Annotated in this window: 22 protein-coding genes; 18 read left to right on the forward strand and 4 right to left on the reverse strand. The window is 37.5% G+C overall.

The window, feature by feature from the left end:
- Positions 1-178: 178 nt before the first annotated feature.
- From G3O08_RS02330 to G3O08_RS02350, 6 genes are all read left to right on the forward strand, one after another.
- A complete protein-coding gene (locus G3O08_RS02330; RefSeq protein ID WP_163283046.1) occupies positions 179-991 on the forward strand; it encodes a hypothetical protein in 813 nt (270 codons plus the stop codon).
- A 109-nt stretch (positions 992-1,100) separates the two neighbouring features.
- The gene (locus tag G3O08_RS20860; protein ID WP_204336751.1) at positions 1,101-1,298 is read left to right on the forward strand and encodes a hypothetical protein; all 198 of its coding nucleotides are present in this window, start codon (positions 1,101-1,103) and stop codon (positions 1,296-1,298) included.
- Positions 1,295-1,978 carry a restriction endonuclease gene (locus G3O08_RS02335; protein ID WP_204336758.1) on the forward strand — a complete coding sequence of 228 codons (684 nt, stop codon included), beginning with the start codon at positions 1,295-1,297 and terminating at the stop codon, positions 1,976-1,978. Before G3O08_RS20860 ends, G3O08_RS02335 begins: the two co-directional genes overlap by 4 nt.
- Before the next feature lie 259 nt (positions 1,979-2,237).
- The gene (locus G3O08_RS02340; RefSeq protein WP_163283047.1) at positions 2,238-2,480 is read left to right on the forward strand and encodes a VF530 family protein; all 243 of its coding nucleotides are present in this window, start codon (positions 2,238-2,240) and stop codon (positions 2,478-2,480) included.
- A gap of 53 nt (positions 2,481-2,533) precedes the next feature.
- Positions 2,534-2,965: a phage tail protein gene (locus G3O08_RS02345; RefSeq protein WP_163283048.1), complete on the forward strand. Its 432-nt coding sequence runs from the start codon at positions 2,534-2,536 to the stop codon at positions 2,963-2,965.
- 163 nt (positions 2,966-3,128) lie between these two features.
- Positions 3,129-4,184 carry an NAD(P)-dependent alcohol dehydrogenase gene (locus tag G3O08_RS02350; RefSeq protein ID WP_163283049.1) on the forward strand — a complete coding sequence of 352 codons (1,056 nt, stop codon included), beginning with the start codon at positions 3,129-3,131 and terminating at the stop codon, positions 4,182-4,184.
- A gap of 66 nt (positions 4,185-4,250) precedes the next feature.
- Here the strand turns inward: G3O08_RS02350 and G3O08_RS02355 are convergent, their stop codons facing one another.
- Positions 4,251-4,928, reverse strand: coding sequence for a type 1 glutamine amidotransferase domain-containing protein (locus G3O08_RS02355; protein WP_163283050.1), 678 nt, complete (start codon positions 4,926-4,928; stop codon positions 4,251-4,253).
- Between the two features lie 295 nt (positions 4,929-5,223).
- On the opposite strand from G3O08_RS02355, the gene G3O08_RS02360 reads away from it, so the two are divergent.
- Entirely contained in the window at positions 5,224-5,826 is a 603-nt protein-coding gene (locus G3O08_RS02360) for a CDP-alcohol phosphatidyltransferase family protein (RefSeq protein ID WP_163283051.1), read from the forward strand.
- Between the two features lie 51 nt (positions 5,827-5,877).
- Here G3O08_RS02360 and G3O08_RS02365 read toward each other — a convergent pair whose 3' ends face one another.
- Both G3O08_RS02365 and G3O08_RS02370 read right to left on the reverse strand, forming a co-directional pair.
- Positions 5,878-6,228 carry a phage holin family protein gene (locus G3O08_RS02365; protein WP_204336752.1) on the reverse strand — a complete coding sequence of 117 codons (351 nt, stop codon included), beginning with the start codon at positions 6,226-6,228 and terminating at the stop codon, positions 5,878-5,880.
- Positions 6,229-6,310: 82 nt separating this feature from the next.
- Positions 6,311-7,432: a YihY/virulence factor BrkB family protein gene (locus G3O08_RS02370; protein ID WP_239540846.1), complete on the reverse strand. Its 1,122-nt coding sequence runs from the start codon at positions 7,430-7,432 to the stop codon at positions 6,311-6,313.
- Positions 7,433-7,866: 434 nt separating this feature from the next.
- Here G3O08_RS02370 and G3O08_RS02375 point away from each other — a divergent pair, with 434 nt between their 5' ends.
- The 9 genes from G3O08_RS02375 to G3O08_RS02415 all read left to right on the forward strand — a co-directional run bounded on the left by G3O08_RS02375 (position 7,867) and on the right by G3O08_RS02415 (position 16,922).
- Positions 7,867-8,367, forward strand: coding sequence for a papain-like cysteine protease family protein (locus tag G3O08_RS02375; RefSeq protein WP_163283053.1), 501 nt, complete (start codon positions 7,867-7,869; stop codon positions 8,365-8,367).
- A 624-nt stretch (positions 8,368-8,991) separates the two neighbouring features.
- Positions 8,992-9,762 (forward strand): hypothetical protein, encoded by a 771-nt coding sequence (locus G3O08_RS02380; RefSeq protein WP_163283054.1) that lies wholly within the window; start codon positions 8,992-8,994, stop codon positions 9,760-9,762.
- Positions 9,763-10,023: 261 nt separating this feature from the next.
- Positions 10,024-10,224, forward strand: coding sequence for a mechanosensitive ion channel domain-containing protein (locus G3O08_RS02385; RefSeq protein ID WP_394352316.1), 201 nt, complete (start codon positions 10,024-10,026; stop codon positions 10,222-10,224).
- Positions 10,221-10,802: a hypothetical protein gene (locus tag G3O08_RS02390; RefSeq protein ID WP_163283055.1), complete on the forward strand. Its 582-nt coding sequence runs from the start codon at positions 10,221-10,223 to the stop codon at positions 10,800-10,802. Before G3O08_RS02385 ends, G3O08_RS02390 begins: the two co-directional genes overlap by 4 nt.
- A complete protein-coding gene (locus tag G3O08_RS02395) occupies positions 10,792-11,475 on the forward strand; it encodes a DUF2490 domain-containing protein (protein ID WP_163283056.1) in 684 nt (227 codons plus the stop codon). Before G3O08_RS02390 ends, G3O08_RS02395 begins: the two co-directional genes overlap by 11 nt.
- 64 nt (positions 11,476-11,539) lie before the next feature.
- Positions 11,540-12,493: a calcium/sodium antiporter gene (locus G3O08_RS02400; protein ID WP_163283057.1), complete on the forward strand. Its 954-nt coding sequence runs from the start codon at positions 11,540-11,542 to the stop codon at positions 12,491-12,493.
- A gap of 105 nt (positions 12,494-12,598) precedes the next feature.
- The gene (locus tag G3O08_RS02405) at positions 12,599-12,772 is read left to right on the forward strand and encodes a hypothetical protein (protein WP_163283058.1); all 174 of its coding nucleotides are present in this window, start codon (positions 12,599-12,601) and stop codon (positions 12,770-12,772) included.
- A 384-nt stretch (positions 12,773-13,156) separates the two neighbouring features.
- Positions 13,157-15,409, forward strand: coding sequence for a T9SS type A sorting domain-containing protein (locus G3O08_RS02410; RefSeq protein WP_163283059.1), 2,253 nt, complete (start codon positions 13,157-13,159; stop codon positions 15,407-15,409).
- Between the two features lie 211 nt (positions 15,410-15,620).
- Positions 15,621-16,922 carry a DUF418 domain-containing protein gene (locus G3O08_RS02415; protein ID WP_163283060.1) on the forward strand — a complete coding sequence of 434 codons (1,302 nt, stop codon included), beginning with the start codon at positions 15,621-15,623 and terminating at the stop codon, positions 16,920-16,922.
- 158 nt (positions 16,923-17,080) lie between these two features.
- Here the strand turns inward: G3O08_RS02415 and G3O08_RS02420 are convergent, their stop codons facing one another.
- Positions 17,081-17,584, reverse strand: coding sequence for a fasciclin domain-containing protein (locus tag G3O08_RS02420; protein ID WP_163283061.1), 504 nt, complete (start codon positions 17,582-17,584; stop codon positions 17,081-17,083).
- 215 nt (positions 17,585-17,799) lie between these two features.
- Between G3O08_RS02420 and G3O08_RS02425 the strand changes: the two genes are divergently transcribed.
- Positions 17,800-17,949: a hypothetical protein gene (locus G3O08_RS02425; protein ID WP_163283062.1), complete on the forward strand. Its 150-nt coding sequence runs from the start codon at positions 17,800-17,802 to the stop codon at positions 17,947-17,949.
- Positions 17,950-17,965: 16 nt separating this feature from the next.
- Positions 17,966-18,496: a CIA30 family protein gene (locus tag G3O08_RS02430; RefSeq protein ID WP_239540849.1), complete on the forward strand. Its 531-nt coding sequence runs from the start codon at positions 17,966-17,968 to the stop codon at positions 18,494-18,496.
- The last annotated feature ends 94 nt before the right edge of the window (positions 18,497-18,590 follow it).

An 18,590-nucleotide genomic window follows, 5' to 3' on the forward strand; every position in this document is an offset into this window, starting at 1 on the left:
GGCATGCAAAAGATAGTTTCAGATTCAAAAACGTTTAAATTTCTAAGAAAATGAAGAAGATATTTATTCATATAGCGACGTTGTTAAAGAGAAATATAAATGAAGAAGGGCGACATTGTTTTTTTAATACCATTTACATTTACAGGCCTTTCGAGAAATAGATTACGAAACCCACTCCATGAGTAAAATCGAAAAAATAAGAAATTACAATTCAATTATCCTGGCTCTCGTTGGAACCATCGCTGTTATATTTCTAATCTTCGCAGCTTTCTTTCTTCTGGAAGAAATGTCGCGTTCTTTTTTTAGAAATGACGATTATAGAAATGACGGAATTCTCGCTACCGAAGAAACAGATCAATTGCTCAAAGACAGCCTGAGACGGCAAATCATTTCTTTTGACAGAATTCAGATTGTAGATTCCATTACTCAAACCTATCTTTTGCCGGTCACCCAGGCCAATTTAGCTGATCCGGAATCAAGCAAAGTATTAGCTGACCGATTAAATACTTTTGGGAGCGGATCGGATTATGAGTATTACGATGAAAATACATACAATAATCTGATTGTATATAATTCGTCGACCGGAAAATCGCAAGTTGTATTTAATCAAAGAGTAAGCATTGGAAATTATCAGGTTTATAATTCCGGCGATCAGAAATACATCATAATTTCGGGCTGTAGTAAAGACTCAAATAATGATAAATATCTAAACGATAGAGATCTGCAGGAGCTTTTTATTTACGACATTCAAAAAGCCGAAATCTCAAAACTAGGAGCAAAGGAGAATTATACAACTCTGAGAACCTATCAACCTGCGCTGTCAACCGATTTGATTGTTCATTTTGGTATCGATCGAAACAATGACGGGGTTTTTAAAAGCAGGGAAGAGCCAATGGTTTTCTATCAAGTAAACTTCCAGAAAATGGCGCTGGAAGAGTTTGTTAGTGATGCTAAGATTAGTGAATTGCAGGGTTTATTGGAAGGGAAGTAATCTTTCTGTTATAATAGTGTAACGAATTCACTATTTTTATTGATGGAAATTGAGGTATTTTGTGCGCTGTATACTTACTCTGCGTTATGCCTAATAGATAATAAACTGAATGTCAAGAAAGAAAATATACGATAAAGTACCCACTCATGATGAAATGATGATTCCTACTTTGGAAGCACTAAAGTTATTAGGGGGTTCAGGCTCGATAGATGAAATAAACGAAAAAGTTTACGAAGTTACTGGCTTGAACGAAGAAATTTTGGAAATACCACACGACGAAAATGGAGTTCAAACGAAGGTCGAATGAGATTGGCATGGGCAAGAACCTATCTAAAAAAATATGGATTACTCGACAATTCTTCTCGTGGTGTCTGGGCTTTAGTTGATAATGAAATTGAAATATCAAAATTGGATTCCGACAAAATACTAAAAACTGTCAGGGAGCAAACTAGAAAACCAGAGATTGAGCAAAAGAAAACCAAGAAAGAGGTCGAACTGGAAATAGTAGAAGAAATCGAAGATCAAATTGATTGGAAAGAGCACCTGATTTCTATTATTCTTAAAATCGACCCTTCAGCCTTTGAAAGGCTGTGCCAAAGAATTTTAAGAGAGAGCGGATTTGTTCAGGTTGAAGTAACTGGTAAATCCAGCGACGGCGGAATTGACGGAAAGGGAATAGTTAGACTAAATGGATTTTTAAGCTTTCACGTGTTTTTTCAGTCAAAACGATATAAAGGTTCAGTCGGTTCTGGAGATATACGCGATTTTAGAGGCGCAATGCAGGGCAGAGCGGATAAAGGTCTATTCATTACCACCGGTAATTTCACAAGGGAAGCAATCAAAGAAGCGACTAGAGACGGAACTCCGCCAATCGATTTAATTGATGGGGATTTATTGTGTGATAAACTAAAAGAATTTAATCTTGGTGTGAAAACTGAACTCATTGAAGAGGTTTCAGTAAATGCTGAATGGTTTTTGAAAATCTAAAAAAAGTACTTGATATAATAACTTGAATAAAACATAGCTATTACATTCGCTATTTTTATTAGTGGAAACTGGGGTATTTTGTGCGGTATCTAGAAACGTTATCGACAACTTATTTGATATGAGTACAATAAAAATAAAAAGAGAACTTGGAGAACTGGACATAATTAAGTTTTCTTTCCGATACATTTTGATTAGAAAAGACGACAGTTCATAACAGTGGCAGCATAAACACAAATGTAATAGCTAACCCAAACAAAAAATGAATAAAGAAAATAGTCAACCGAAACAACAACCCAATAACCCCTTGCACGGGATGAAATTGGCAACTATACTGGAGTTGTTGGTGGAACATTATGGTTGGGAAGGGTTAGCAATGGAAATTAATATCAATTGTTTTAAAAGTAACCCTTCCATTAAATCGAGCCTTACGTTTTTAAGAAAAACGCAATGGGCGAGAGATAAAGTTGAGCGGCTTTATCTTGATTTAGAAAATAAAAAGTAACCCAAATGGTTATTTGGCTTATCATCTTTTAAAAGATCAAAAATAAACGACCTATGAATACTTATCCATTAACCACAAATCACTTTCAAGTTGAGTGGGGCGGCACACGGATGGGATTTACGGAAGTATCCGGATTGTCAATTGGGATTGAACCAATAAATTATCATGAAGGTTCTTCTAAGGAAAACTCCACCCAAAAAATGCCCGGTAGATTAAAATATGATAATGTCATTTTAAAAAGAGGTATTGTGATGAGCGACAATGAGTTTTATACTTGGATGAGTACAATTAAACTCAATAAGATTGAACGGAGAGATTTAACTATTTCATTACTCAATGAAGACCATGAACCGGTTATGGTTTGGAGATTGAAAAATGCTTTTCCAATAAGAATTGAATGGTCGCCTTTGAGAGCCGACGCCAATGAAGCGGCTATTGAATCAATTGAGATAAGCCATGAGGGAATGACTGTGAGAAATGATTAGACTCGTCTTTCATTTTGTAATAATTGTCGCTGTATATAATCTGTTATACTCCACTAGATCATTATGACCACTAAAGAACGCTTGAAGGAAGTAGGGTTAACCTCCAATTCTAAACATCACCTCATACCGCTTGTTGCATTAGCAACTTATTGAAAACTCAAACATGTCAGAAAATACAAAAGCATATGGTACCGACGGTGCCAAAAAAGATTTAAAATCTCGTGAAATTAAACGCAGAGATGTAACCAAAGAAGATGTAAAAATCGAAATTTTATATTGCGGGGTGTGTCACAGCGATATTCATGCTGCACGCAACGATTGGGAAAATTCTACCTATCCGCTGGTGCCCGGTCACGAGATTGTGGGAAAGGTTACAGAAGTAGGAAGCGATGTAAAAAAATTCAAGAAAGGCGACTTGGTGGGAGTAGGCTGTATGGTAGATTCTTGCCAGGAATGCGGCGCTTGCAAAGACGATTTAGAGCAATTTTGTGAAGTTGGTATGGTGGGAACCTATAATGGAAAAGACAAACATACCGGCAAGCAAACCTTTGGCGGATATTCAACACAAATAGTGGTGAGAGAAGAGTTTGTTTTAAATGTTCCGGAGAATTTAGATATTAAAAAAGTAGCTCCTCTACTCTGCGCGGGAATCACCACCTTTTCACCCTTAAATCACTGGGGAATAAAGAAAGGCGATAAGGTTGGCGTTATTGGTCTAGGCGGTTTAGGCCATATGGGAATCAAGATTGCACATGCCATGGGAGCAGAAACGATCATGATTACAACCTCGCCGGAAAAGGCTGAAGATGCCAAGCGACTTGGTGCAGACTCTGTGCTGATCTCTAAAAACGAGAAAGAAATGGAGAAGCATCAGGGTACTTTTGATTTTCTATTGAATACTGTTCCTGTTAAGCATGATATGAACCCTTATTTAAAACTTCTAAAGCGCGATAGTACAATGGTGATGGTAGGTGCCATTGAACCGCTGGAACCCATGCATGGCGGAAATTTGATAATGGGAAGAAAAAGAGTTGCCGGTTCATTGATCGGTGGCATTAAGGAAACCCAGGAAATGCTTGATTTCTGTGGTGAGCACAATATTACGCCAGATGTAGAGATGATAGAAATGAAAGACATCAACAAAGCATTTGATCGGGTTACAGACAGCGATGTTAAGTATCGCTTTGTGATCGATATGCAAAGTTTGAAAGACGAATAGAGTCGATCTAAATCAAAAAAAAGAGCCTATACTTTCACGGTATAGGCTCTTTTTTTTTAATCAAACTTATTTAAGGGCATCAAATAATCTTTCGGCTACCAATTTAGATGAGGCCGGATTTTGACCGGTTATCAAATTTCCATCGACTAAGACGAATTCAGACCAATCAGCTCCTTTTGAATAGAACCCACCATTTTTTTTCAGCATATCTTCTACCAAAAAAGGAACAACATCGGTTAATTCTACCCCTTCTTCTTCTGTATTTGTGAAGCCCGTTACTCTTCTACCTTTTACCAATGGCTCTCCATTTCTATCCTTTACATCTTTTAACGCTGCGGGGGCGTGGCATACAAAAGCTATGGGTTTCTTTTGCTCATTAAAAGTCTCAATTAATTCTATCGATGTTTTGTCCTGCGACAAATCCCATAATGGTCCATGTCCGCCGGGGTAAAACACGGCATCATAATCTGCAGCTTTCATATCTGCCAGTTTATGCGTGTTATTTATCATTTTCTGGGCATCTTCGTCTTTGTGAAATCTTTTTGTCGATTCAGTCGCCGCATCCTCCGTGTCACTTGTCGGATCGATCGGTGCCTTTCCACCTTTTGGTGTAGCCAGTGTAATGTTAACACCCTTATCTATTAAAATGTAATAGGGGCCAGCAAATTCTTCTACCCAAAAACCAGTTTTCTTTCCGGTATCGCCCAATTTATCATGTGATGTTAATACAAATAGTACTTTCATTTTTTATCTTGTTTTTAATCAAATTGCGATACTTTGCTACAGCAATTTTTGCCACAGCTTAATGTTGACTAATACAACCCGAAAAAACCAAAATTGTTAACTCATTTATGATTTTTCATTTCCATAATTGATAAAGTACAACTGTAGCGTGACTGATCTTATTTTTACTAAACCTTATGCCTTAAATTTAGATTTGGATAAATTAATAAGAATGATAAACCCTTCATTCGGAGGCAGCACTCTATCTAAAAGAAAAAGAAATAAATTTACCGTTAATCATTAATCAATATTGAAATTGAACAGAATCCCTTTTTTACTTGTTTACAGCAGAATATTGATAGCCGTTATAATAGCTGTATTGGCTTTAACTAAGGTCGTTAATCATACTATTTGGATAGTGGTTCTAATGTCTATAGGATTGATTACAGACGTTTTTGATGGTATAATTGCCCGGAACTTAAATGTTTCAACTGAAAAGCTGCGAATCTGGGATTCGAACGTCGATCAATTTTTTTGGATAATAACCATTGGTTCAATATTCTACTTAAATAGTGACTTTGTGAAAGAGAACATAATGTGGATAGGAATTATCATAATTCTTGAACTGTTATGCTACCTCATTAGCTATTTGAAGTTTGAAAAGTCCATTGCAACCCATAGCTTACAAGCTAAACTTTGGACGCTCATTCTACTTGTTTTTTTAATTGATTTAGCTCTGAATGCTACAAGTCAAATCCCTTTTTTCAGTTGCATTTTAATCGGTGCTACCTCTAGAATTGAAATAATATTAATAATCGTGAAATTAAAGAAATGGACAACCGATGTTCCTTCCGTTTTTGCAGTTTCAAAAATCAATGCAGGAATCCCTATCAAGAAAAACAAATTATTTAGCAGTTGAAAAGTGCTGGTGATTATGATATTAAAAAAAAAATCTCAACTATTAATTTGCCTATGTAATTATCTCTACGATTCCCCATGCCACCGCTAACCATATTGATAGAATAACAGACGACCCAAACCCTTTCGTTTCAAAATCGCCGCGAAATTTATCCACGATTTCTATCACAACGGCATACGCTATAGTTCTTGTAACAATTCCAAGCCCGATCAACCAAAATAAGCCGAGTGTGAGAACATTAAAAATTAGCGTAATGAGCCAGCCGATTATAAACCCCATAATCATAATGGAAAGCGCTGTGTAAATGGCGGCTTTCTTATCTCTGATGTTAATCGTACTCATAAACTTCGAGGCAAGAAGTAGCACAATGGGTGTTGCAATAATTTTAAGAATAATTTCCATATCAATTTTTAGTATTTCGTTGTATCCAGTCAGCGTTACTTTCGGCACCTATAAAAGTTGTCGAATGTTATGTAATCCGTGTTTATAGCTTTTTTTTCACTTGTCTTGCTCTGTTTGAAGTAAAACCACTTTCCATATCCTTTCTTCGCATATTTCTCTCTAAAAGCTTTTCGTATAATTCAGCTTCTTCCCGGTTTCCGGCTATTCTATGTTCTATATGAATATCCTTCTTTTTAATGTGGGTATGTGGCACCTCGTCGCGTATAAAAGTCGCTTTATTGTTTGGCATAATGCTGTGTCCATACGTATTGGCATATACCCATGTAAATTCGGCTCCGAAAAACAAGATGAGACATGAGTATGAAACCCACAATAAAATAAGCACCATAGATCCTGCTGCGCCGTAGGTAGAGCTCGGATCGGCCGAACCAAAATAGAGACCCAGTAAGTATTTGCCGATTGAAAATAGCACAGCAGTTAGCAAGCCGCCTACCCAGACAGATCTCCATCGGATTTTAGCATCGGGCAAAAATTTAAACAGCAAGGTGAATAGTACCGTTATTACACCAAGCGACAACACTTCACCGGATATCATTGCGATATACACCGATAGTTCTGAAAAAATCCTTTCCAGATATCCGTTTAAAAGTGCTAAAACTGCCGACAATGCAAAACTTACCAGTAGTAAGAATCCCACAACCATAACAAAACCAAAGCCCATGATCCTGTCTTTAACCAATTTTTTAAAACCAGCGTTTTCAACCTGCTTCAAGTCCCACACAATATTCAGCGAAAGCTGCAAATGATAAAACACCCCGGTAGCACCAAATATCAGCGTGGCCAAACCAATAATGGTAGAAATGAAACTCTTATCACCACCCTGGGTGCCTGCAACAATTTCTTGAATAGAATCTGCCGCACTTTGACCTATTGCGTCCGCAATCTCATTGGTAAGTCTGCCCTGCACAATGTCATTGCCCCAAATAGCACCTACCGTATTGATAATCACCACCACCAATCCCGGTAGCGAAAGTACCGCATAGTACGCCACTATGGCGCTTAACCTCCACGGGTCATCAGCATTCCATTCCTTATAAGTTCGCTTTAGCAGTTCTGGTAAATGCTTAATCCTAAATTTTTTATGTTCAATTATTGCCGCTTTAGCCATTTTGGTAGGAGAGGTATTGTAGTGTTGTTTTCGCAATGCATTACAAACTCTTAGCCAAAAGAAAAGTTTATAATTGCTGAAGTGCAGATTCCCGCGCTCAATGCTCTCAAACGTACAATATATCCATAAGCTTGTTCGGAAATGAGCGGTTGCTTTATAGACTTCTTTTGAGGTTCGGCTTCCGCCAATGATAACTTTGTGTGTAAAATTACCCCATTGAACGTGAGAAGTTTTGGACAGAATTGATACTTCGGTTGTGGCAAATAAAAGTTGCGTTTTTTTTAAGACCTAAGTCGCTTTGTATCCCACAATTTGCTGATGAGTAAATCCATTTTCTCAAAACAATATAGATCGTGAATGGTACACTTGGAACTTTCAGACAGCCAATATATTTTTATCGCCTGTTCACCTTTTAACAGGTTGTTCGATATGCCTTTAGTATTCCTAATACCAACAGTTCAACCGAAAAGATGAAAAAGCTACTCGTACTCCTGTCCATCACACTCACCCTTTTTGCCGCAGTGGCAAGTGGCCAGATAAACCGGCAGGAACAGTCTATGTGGTGCTGGGCCACGTGTATTCAGAGTTCGCTCTATCAAGGCAATGTGGAGCAGTCGCAATCTGCAATTGTATCGCGCCTTACAGGATGGCCTCAAAACCGGCCGGCTGCAATCGATGAGGTAATTTCGGTATTGCAATCGTATAAATTTCGTGCCTGGTCGGTAGGCTATCCCGCCAGTCCGCAACAGTTGTATAGCACACTCTCAGACGGGTGGAAGCTAATCGCCTTTGTAAATCCTATGGACAATCCAACCGTAGGTCATTTCATTATGCTTCAGGGTGTTACGCCCAATGGTCTGATACGCGTGAGCGATCCTGCTGATGGACGCACCTATGAGCAAGATCCCCAGACTTTGTACAATGGGTGGAAGTGGAGCCGGTCTATCGTGGTGGGAATGCCGGTGAATTAAAAAAAATGAATTGGTATACCTTGAAGAAATCTCGTCTGCCTTTCGGCGAATGAGAGGTGATAGCATAATCTAAGTCCAGCCAGAAAAGCTAAGATTTCCAACCATCATTTACTCATATCGTTCCTGTATTTGAATGATAAGAAACTTCATCTTAGAGAACTGAAAAATTCAACTTCTATATACCGATTAGCCCATCAATAAGCAGTGTACAACACATTTCGCAAGAGTCATTCTGTAAGATTTACATCGATTAAATCGCCGCAGATTTGAGTCGGCTATCTATCATAAAAACAAATACTGGCAGATTATTAGAAGAAAGGAAAAGCAACAGGATTAAATAGTATTTTCGACGGTTTAAATACTGGCCTCTGGTAATTTAAAGACGCAACTATTATTATAAAGGAGAATACCTAAAGCTTATTTTATATGATGAATTGGAAAATATACGATCCTTTAGGGAAATAAGGTGCACTCGATGTATTTTACTAAGCACTCCACTACGACACGTGGTAGAATGAGCCTTTGGGGGTTCAGCACATGAGTGGCGCTTTTTTAAATGCTGGGCAGCCAAAAAAAAAAACGAAAGTCCGAAAATTAAAAAAGTCTAAATGAATGGAGTCAAAAATGAAAAATAAATTTCTTTTATCAGCAACATGTTTTGTAATTGGTTTTTTTGGTTTAGCAACATTCGTGAATGCCCAGGCATTTATGGATTTTGAATCTGGTTTCGTTTTTACAGGTTACAATAACGTGCGGATTCCTGGTGATGCTGGAACCTTATTTTCTCTAAAAAATGATTTAGAGCCCAAACCAAGCGCTTTTATTCGAATAAGAGCGGGATATACAATTAAATCGAGGCATACGGTATCACTTTTATATGCGCCTTTAACCGTGAAATCAAATGGAGCGACAAATAAGGAAATTTATTTTGAAGATGTAATTTTTGCTCCAAATACCTTTCTCAATGCAAGCTATAAGTTTAATTCATACAGGATAACTTACCGATACGATATTGTAAAAAAATCAAAAATTGAATTTGGTTTGGGCTTTACTGCAAAAATAAGAGATGCCGAAATTGGCCTTAAGAGTGAGGGATTATCTGCTTCAAAAACAAATGTAGGGTTTGTCCCCATCATAAATTTCAGGCTCCATTGGAAAATGAATGATAAAATTGGTGTGCTCTTCGAGGGAGATGCCTTGGCCGCACCGCAAGGTAGAGCAGAAGATATTCTGCTTGCTGGAACATATAAATTTTCAGATCAGTTGTCAGTTCGTTTTGGATATCGAATTCTTGAAGGGGGAGCAGGTAATGATGAAGTCTACAACTTTACGTTGTTCCATTACGCTTCTGTGGGTGCTTCTTATACTTTTAATAGCAAGTTAAAATCAAAATAACTGAAAAATGCCGGTTATATACTAATCTACCACTATTCGAATGGTTTGCATGAATTAGAATTTATAATAGATTTCAAGTTTGGTCAGGGCAGAAGCGGGCTCTTAAGGATATGCTTTACTAATGAGGCTATCATTTAATATTCCTGGTTGGATGCTTTAGGGTCGTATCTAATTTAAGTTTACCTGCTGCGAATAAAGCAATAAAACTTACCGCCGAACGGTTACCTTACCTTATTTGCTCAATGGTCCATACTTTCAAACATTTCTTCTGCCCTTATCATTTTTATAAGCCACCCTGTTAAATTGGGAGAATCAATTACAATAATTGATAAGGAATTTGATATTAGTGGACGCGTGTCAGACATTGGGCTGTTCTATGTAATTTTGAAGACCGATACAAATGAAAAAATTATGATTCCCAACAATATATTCTTACAAAAAGCAACAAAGATAAGTTTATGAAAATTATAACTTTAATTCTATCAATAGGCTTTTTATTACTTTTATCAAATGCTTTAAAGGCACAGTATAAATATGAAAGAGAATACAGAATAAAGTCCGAAATGATTCCGCAATCGGCGCAAGCCTTTATCGATTCAATCGGTCCCGATTCAAGAATAAAGTGGTATAAAGAAATAAGTCTCGACGCTGTTTCCATCGAAGCCAAATTTAAACACAATAAGAAAAAATTTAGTGTTGAATTTGATACATTGGGAATTTTACAAGATGTAGAATTTATAATAGAATCAAGTGAAATACCACCAGTTGTCTTTAACAAAATAGAACAAAAACTTGATTCTCTTTATGAAAAATGGAAATTTCAAAAGATACAAATTCATTACAGCGGAAGCCATAGCGATATCTTAACTTCTATACATAAAAATGAACCAGGCAACGCAGTAAAGGTTTATTTCGAGATAGTCTTAAAAGGAAAAAATCCCGGAAACACCCAGGAATATGAAATTACTTTTAATGCACAAGGAGAGATGCAACATATTCAAATGATAATACAAGATGAAGCCGACCACCTTGAATATTAGAATTAAACTGCTGTTGGCTCTTTTGTTGGTTACAGCCTCAAAAACGGTTTTTGCACAAATCCCAACAAGGGTTGGCTTTTTACCTTCCATAAATTACAATCACAAATTAAACACCAATTGGGATGTAAATCTCAAATACGAATCAAGGCATTTTGTGTATAACAACAATACTTCGGAAAGTAGAGACTTTAATTATAATTATGGATTAAGTGATTTTTCGGCACTGGTGGGAAGAAAAGTAGGCCTAAATTCAAAAGTTGTTGCAGGGTTTTTAACACGTATAGAACCTGATATAGTAGTTTATAGAACGATTCAGCAATTTATATTTCAAACCAAATTAGCGTCTTTTCGGTTGGCACATAGAATAGCTGCTGACCAAACATTTTCGCCTGAAGAAAACCCTGAATTCAGATTGAGATATAGGGTAAGCGCTGAAATACCATTATCAGGTTTAAAAGTTGATGTTAAAGAATTTTATATCAAGTTTAATACAGAGTTACTCAATAGCCTCCAAAACGATGAATATGATTTAGAATTTAGGGTAGTTCCTAATATAGGTTATGTAATCAATGATCAACAGAAAATAGAATTGGGACTGGACAATCGTTTCGATTCATTGATTGACAATGAAACTCGTTTAACTTCTTGGATTTCAATAAATTGGTACCTATAAGAAAATCGTATAAAGCAGAGATGCACAATATGAATTTGGCACATTTAAAAAAATATAGAATAATATGGTTTTTTCATTACTATTAATCGTAGCCGGGTTTTTAGGTTTAATTTTTGGGGCTAATTGGCTTGTCGATGGCGCATCAGGCCTGGCGAAAAAATACAATATTCCTGATTTGGTAATTGGTTTAACAATTGTCGCTTTTGGTACTTCCGCACCCGAATTAGTTGTTAATTCTGTAGCCTCAATTGACGGGCTTTCAGATATCGTTTTGGCAAATATTATTGGCAGCAATAATTTTAACTTGTTTTTAATATTGGGAATAGCCGGATTGGTTTATCCAATTACTGTGCAGTCATCCACCGCCTGGAGAGAAATCCCTATATCCTTAATAATTACAGTAGTATTATTTGGGCTTGCAAACGATTTCTTCATGAATCAAAACCCGGTAATTTCAAGACTTGACGGAATTATTTTGCTCGTATCTTTTGTATCTTTTCTGTACTACATATTCAAACAAATGAAAACCGAAAAAATTGAAGTAATTCCTTATATTCAAAAAACGAATCTGAAGATTTGGAGTTTAATTTTAATAGGTTTTGGCGGACTGATTATAGGAGGGAAGCTTGTGGTGGATAATAGCATTGATATAGCAACAGATTTAGGTGTTAGTCAAAAAATAATCGGATTAACTATCATTGCTGCCGGCACTTCGCTACCCGAATTAATAACTTCAATTGTCGCTGCCCTTAAAAAGAATAGCGACATCGCCATTGGAAACGTCATTGGCTCAAACATTTTTAACATTCTTCTTATCATTTCAATTAGCGCTTTAATAAATCCTATAGAATATAATCCCGTTTTCAATCAAGATTTTGCTATATTGATTGGAGGAACAGTTTTCCTAATCATTGCAATGTTTACAGGGAAAAGGAAAAAACTCGACAGGTGGGAAGCATTGGTATTGGTTGTTTTTTATCTGATTTATACTTCTTATTTGGTCTCAAAGGAATTGTAAAATCATATAAAATGAGGAAAAAACATGCACCCCGAAATTGGTAGCATCATAGAGCTTGGTTATAACCCGGCAATTCCCGAAGATGTGATTAAATAGTCTGCTGCCATGTCAACTCCAAGCGTGCTTTTTATAATGATTGGTTCTGCTTTGATGTTTGTTGGATTGGTTATTATGGCTTTTGAAGTGGTGTGGGAAAGTATGTGCCTGGACGGCTCTGTTTTAAAAAATCGGTTAATCATCTGGGCTGTTAGAATTCGCCATGAGGTAGATTGTTTATAGCATGAAAGAATCTACATATGCCGGTTCTGACGTGATTGCTGACTCATTGTTTCGATTTATTTTTATCGAGCATTCAGGATAGAGTTCATCTTACAATAAGTAATTTTTGACTTCTATAAAATTCTTTAGATGAAAACAACCACGACTGCATGGAGGAGTTAGGCTGTTATTCCACTATCCTTTGGTGATGCCTTACTAAAAACCAATCACCAACTTAGCCGATCTCAGGACTGAAGGACTCCATACAGATGCAGCAAACCAATCACCAAACACAAACTACCTCGGTAGCTCAAAACCCACTTTCGGACAGTAAAACCATCCATTCGGAAAATTATGAGCAGAATAATGTAATCGGCCGCTACATTTATTAAAAAATCTAACCAAATGGAAACAAAATTCTACTCATCTAACCATGCGCTTTTCCTGCCCGTACTTGCGGGATTGTGCGCCGCCTTTCTTATTAGCGCCGGCACAGCACAGGCGCAGAACTTAAATTTTAATACCATAACTGGCTATACAATGTCCGTTAATCCAGGTCCTACGATCTGCGAAACCAGCAGTGCAAGCGTGACCACATTTTATTATCCTATTTTTGGTCTTCCCGATGCACCCGCATCTACGCTTACGGCGAGCGAAGGCAGCCATCACCTGGCAACAGCCGGCGAAACAACAATAGTTACAGTAGATATTCCTGCAGCTGGATATTTAGCCTTGAATTGGCAGTTGAGCTACAAGTATGGAGAACCAGGTGAAGCTATGCCGTGGCAGGTTGTACAGCAGCCTGATAATCCGCCGGCGGGAGTTTTACATCATGACATCCCAGTTACATTCGCCAAGGCTTCAAGTCTATCTTATCTTACTTTTATCGTTAGGGATCAAACGGGAGATCCCAGCGCACCAAATTATCAATCCTATCAATTTGTAATTCCTTTTACAGTTTTAGGGGTCATAGATCCGCAAGTGGCCGTGCCCATTTTGGACACTGTTGTTGAACCACAAATTCCTTATCTTATTTTGCATGCCCCTCCAGGCGATGGCAGCAGCAGTGAATTTCAGGACAGTAAAACCACTTGCCGGAATTTTCAAACCAGCTATGCTGAAGATGGTTCCAACTCGGCAAACGTGGCAGTAAAACTTGGCATCGCCGGTTCTGCAGGGATATTTGTCACCACAAACTTTGAATTTTCGGTAACGATGAGCGCTGGATTAACCGTTGGCGATATGGCTGTGGTTACCACATCAGACCAAACTTGCGTTACCGTAAATCAAGGATTTTCTACTTCGGCGCTTACCGGCCCAAATGGGGGAGGCGATGTCTTTATCGGTTACGGTACTGATTTGGCTCTAGGTGTTTACGATTACCGGTATTTGCCGGAAGGCAGCTGCACCAGCGACACCAAGCAAGGTTTGATTTATGTGCCTGTGGGCTTACCGCGAAAGTTTATTTACACCAAAGAAGCCATTGAAAGCGAAATTGCAGATTTGGAAATTCTTGTTGCCGATTCATTAATCAACGGTCCTGAAGCTACCAATAATGCACAAAATCAGATGGATGTATGGAATCAGGTGCTCGATATGAATTTGGCCAATGTAAATAATCCGGATAATGAATTGCTTGGTAATACATCTTTTAGCGCAAGCACTTCCAGCAGCAACGAGAGCAGTATTACTGTGTTGGAGACCAATACCATTCAATATGAGCATTACATACAGGGAAATATAGGTATAACGGCGGTAGTTGAAATAGGAGGATCTGGGATTACAGGAGGTTACGAATACAAAGCATCTAAGCGCTTTGGCGAAACGCAGAACCAAACCGTAGAAGGTTCTAAACTGGTAAGATATACCCTTGCGGATGATGATAGTGGTGACATCTTTAACCTTTCTGTGGTAAAAGACCCGATGTACGGAACGCCAATTTTTAGATTAGACCCTGGTACGAAAAGTAGTTGCCCATACCAAGGTGGCTATCAGCGCGATCAGCCCCTACTCACATTTGCAGACGATAGCGATAATTTAACTTTGAATAATATTCCAGTGGGCACATCTACTACTTTCCAGTTGAAAATATGTAATGAAAGCAATGAAAACCGCACCTATTACTTGAAAGGAAATGCATCTACCAACCTTAATGGTGCGATAATTCAGGGATTTGGAAACAATATTTTTAATACAAATGATAACGGTGTGCAGTTTGTAAATGTACCTGCCAATGATTGCATCGACAATGCCAGCCTTACTATTTCCCAATCTGACGATAATATATTGAATTATGAAAATCTGGAAATCTTCCTTTACACCCTATGCGAAGGTGCGGGTACGGAGCTTTCATCAAGCGTATATCTGAATGCCTATTTCAGCGAAACTGTTGGCATAAATGATATTGACATGGAAAGTACAGCTGTGCAGATTGTTCCTAATCCCAATAAGGGCGCGTTTAGCTTGCGTTTTGAGAAGGACATGGATGCAGGTAGCATTTCCATAACTGATATGACCGGAAAAACCATCGTTCAGCGCAATCTGCAGGCCGGGCAAAGCGCCATTGAATTTAATGAAGGAGATCTGGCAGGCGGCATGTACATCATCACAATACGTAGCGGGGAATCGTTGATGACTCGAAAACTACTTATTGATTAAAGGAATTTAAGGCTTGCTTTATTCCTAAATACCTAACCAATATTTATGAAGCACGCCTGGTAATACTTAATCTTCACCCCACTTTAAGGGGTGAAGATTTTTAACCAAATGAAGTAAGTGAATCACCGCAATTGTATATCATGTTTTATACAATTGTAGGTAATCATAGCCCAAAACAGAATTAACTCAACCATTATAACAGCTAACTTAAATGCCCGACCTAACCACCTCATACACTCCTTTAAAACCCTCTGACCGGATTCAATCTCTTGACATAATGAGAGGGATCGTTTTATTGGGTATCCTATTAATGAACATTAACGGAATGGGGCTCGCCGGCGCCTATGAAGACCCAACTGTGTCAGGAGGGGCTACGGGTTGGAGTCTTTATACCTGGATAACAACCAATATGCTGTTTGAAGGCACAATGAGAGCCCTGTTTTCGCTATTGTTCGGCGTTGGCATGTTTATATTTATGGATCGGCTTGAAAAAAAGGGAGCTGGAATAAATGCTGCCAATATTTATTTTAGAAGACTCACTTGGCTTCTGGTTTTTGGATTGATTCATTGCTACTTGCTCTTGTGGGTCGGTGAAATTTTGTACAATTATGCGTTAATGGGGTTTTTGGCATTTTCATTTAGAAAAATGCTTCCCAAAAAATTAATCACAATTGCAATATTTTTATTTCTAGGTGGTACATTGTGGACCTACGCTGACTACAGAAATGATATAAAATTTAATCAAGATGTAGAACTTGCTGATAACTATAGGTTAGAAGGGAAAGAGCTAACAAAAGAACTTAAAGAAGCAGACGAGAAATGGGAGAAAAGGGTGTATGAAAGATCTCCCGAAGCTATAGAAGAGCATACTACCAATATGCGCAAAGGCTACTTTGGTGTGGTGGCTTTTCTTGCTCCTATAAACACACACTATAATCAACTTTACCCTTATAGATATGACTTGTGGGATGTATTAAGCATGATGCTTTTAGGTATGGCATTGTATAAAATGAAAATACTCTCTGCCGAAAAATCATATCGCTTTTATGGACTCATGGCCATAGTAGGTTATGGTATAGGGTTAGCGGTGAACTTTTACGAAACAAAATTAATTATAGACGGCAATTTCTCAATGCTGGCATTTTCCAAATCATTCCTTACCTACGACTTAGGGAGAGTTTTTGTAGCGATAGGACATATTGCACTGATAATGCTTTTTTGTAAAATATCTATATTGAAATGGCTAAAGCACGCACTTGCGGCCGTTGGCAAAATGGCTTTGACCAATTATGTAATGCACTCTATTTTTGCCATGTTCATTTTTACTGGTGCCGGATTTGGATTATTTGGAACATTCCAACGCCATGAACTTTTATATATCGTATTTTCAATTTGGGTTTTTCAATTAATCATAAGTCCAATTTGGCTAAAATATTATCAGTTCGGCCCATTGGAATGGGTATGGAGAAATTTGAGCTATTTAAAAAGGCATCCTATAAAGAAGGAGAGATAAACAAGGTCTAAACCTTTAATTCACGAAGTTTTGTATACCACCCGATCGGTATAATGTTTTGGTAAACAGTTTTATGGTGCCTAATTCTTTGCGTTAAGCACAAAAAAAAGCCCCTTAAATTTCTTTAAGGAGCTTTGAGATCGAGAATTAATTTTTGATTACTTCGGAAGAAGAACCGCATCAATTACGTGCACCACGCCATTACTACCTTTTAAATCGGCAACAATTACGTAGGCAGAATTGCCATTTTCGTCCGTTAATTTCACTTTGTCACCTTCTAAGGATCCAATTAATTTTCCGCCGCTAACTGTTGTTAGTTCAACTTTACCCTTTCCTTTCTTGATGGCGGCCACCACAGCAGCAGCATCTAAATTTCCACTTACCACATGGTAGGTTAAAATTTTCGACAACTGGGCTTTGTTTTCCGGCTTCAGCAAACTTTCAACTGTTCCGGCAGGCAAATTATCAAAAGCGGCATTGGTAGGAGCGAATACTGTAAACGGCCCTTCGCCTTTTAAGGTGGTAACCAAATCGGCTGCTTTAACAGCAGCTACAAGGGTCGTGTGGTCTTTTGAACTAATGGCAATGTCTACCACGTCATTTTTTTGACTAAATGCCATAGTTGATGCAAGACTGAATAATACGAAAAGTACTTTTTTCATGTTTTAATTGTTTTAAATTTTGTTTAAGATTATTATCATATCTTTAAACAAGAATTAGATTTGAATGTTTTAGATATTGGAAATTAAACTCAACTAAAAGTTTCTGATGCATAGTTTAGGTTCAATTCAATGAAAATGAAGTTGTGGGAATACTGCAACGACAAATGGATTTGAAAAAAGAAACTTGGTAAATAAAAAATGAATGGACACACAGAATGGAAAACCGGAAACCACGCTATCAGAACCGCAGAAAAAATGAGGAGTACAGTGGTTTCCAAGATTTATTTCTGGTGGCTAAAACCGGTACAGGCACACAGGCAAAAGCTTCAAATAGTCTCTGCTTTATAGCTGCAACACTTAATTAATTTAAAACATAATATTATGAAATACTTAATTTGTATGATGACAATATTCTCTTCTTTACCCTCTCAGGTAATTTTTGATTTTAACAAACATTCAGCTATTCAAGATTGGATAATTGTAGATGATGTGGTAATGGGAGGTGAATCAGCAGGCACTTTTAAATTAAATGCTGATGGTTTTGGTGTTTTCGAAGGCAATATATCGTTAGCTAACAATGGAGGATTCTCTTCAGTGCGTTATCAATTCGAAAAAACATCAGTTAAGGGTTTCACCAAGATTAGTATCAAATTAAGAGGCGATGGTAAAAATTATCAATTTAGGATAAAAGCTAATTCGGGAGATTATTATTCCTATATAGCACCTTTTTCCACCTCGGGAGAATGGCAGGAAATAGAAATTCCTCTAAAAGATATGTACCCTTCGTATAGAGGAAGAAGACTTGACCAGCCAAATTTTTCAGCTGAATCTATTGAAGAGATCACCTTTTTAATTGGAAATAAAAAAAACGAACAATTTAAACTCTTGATAGACAAAATAGAATTAAAATAAAACTTTCGTGAAAAAAGTTTTTTATTGAAATTAAAAAGGGGAAATTGGAGCATAAATTAAAAACAAAGCAAATTCCAAAAAGCCACTAAGACTA

The organism is Cryomorpha ignava (assembly GCF_010686655.1).
GTDB classification, from domain to species: Bacteria; Bacteroidota; Bacteroidia; order Flavobacteriales_D; family Cryomorphaceae; genus Cryomorpha; species Cryomorpha ignava.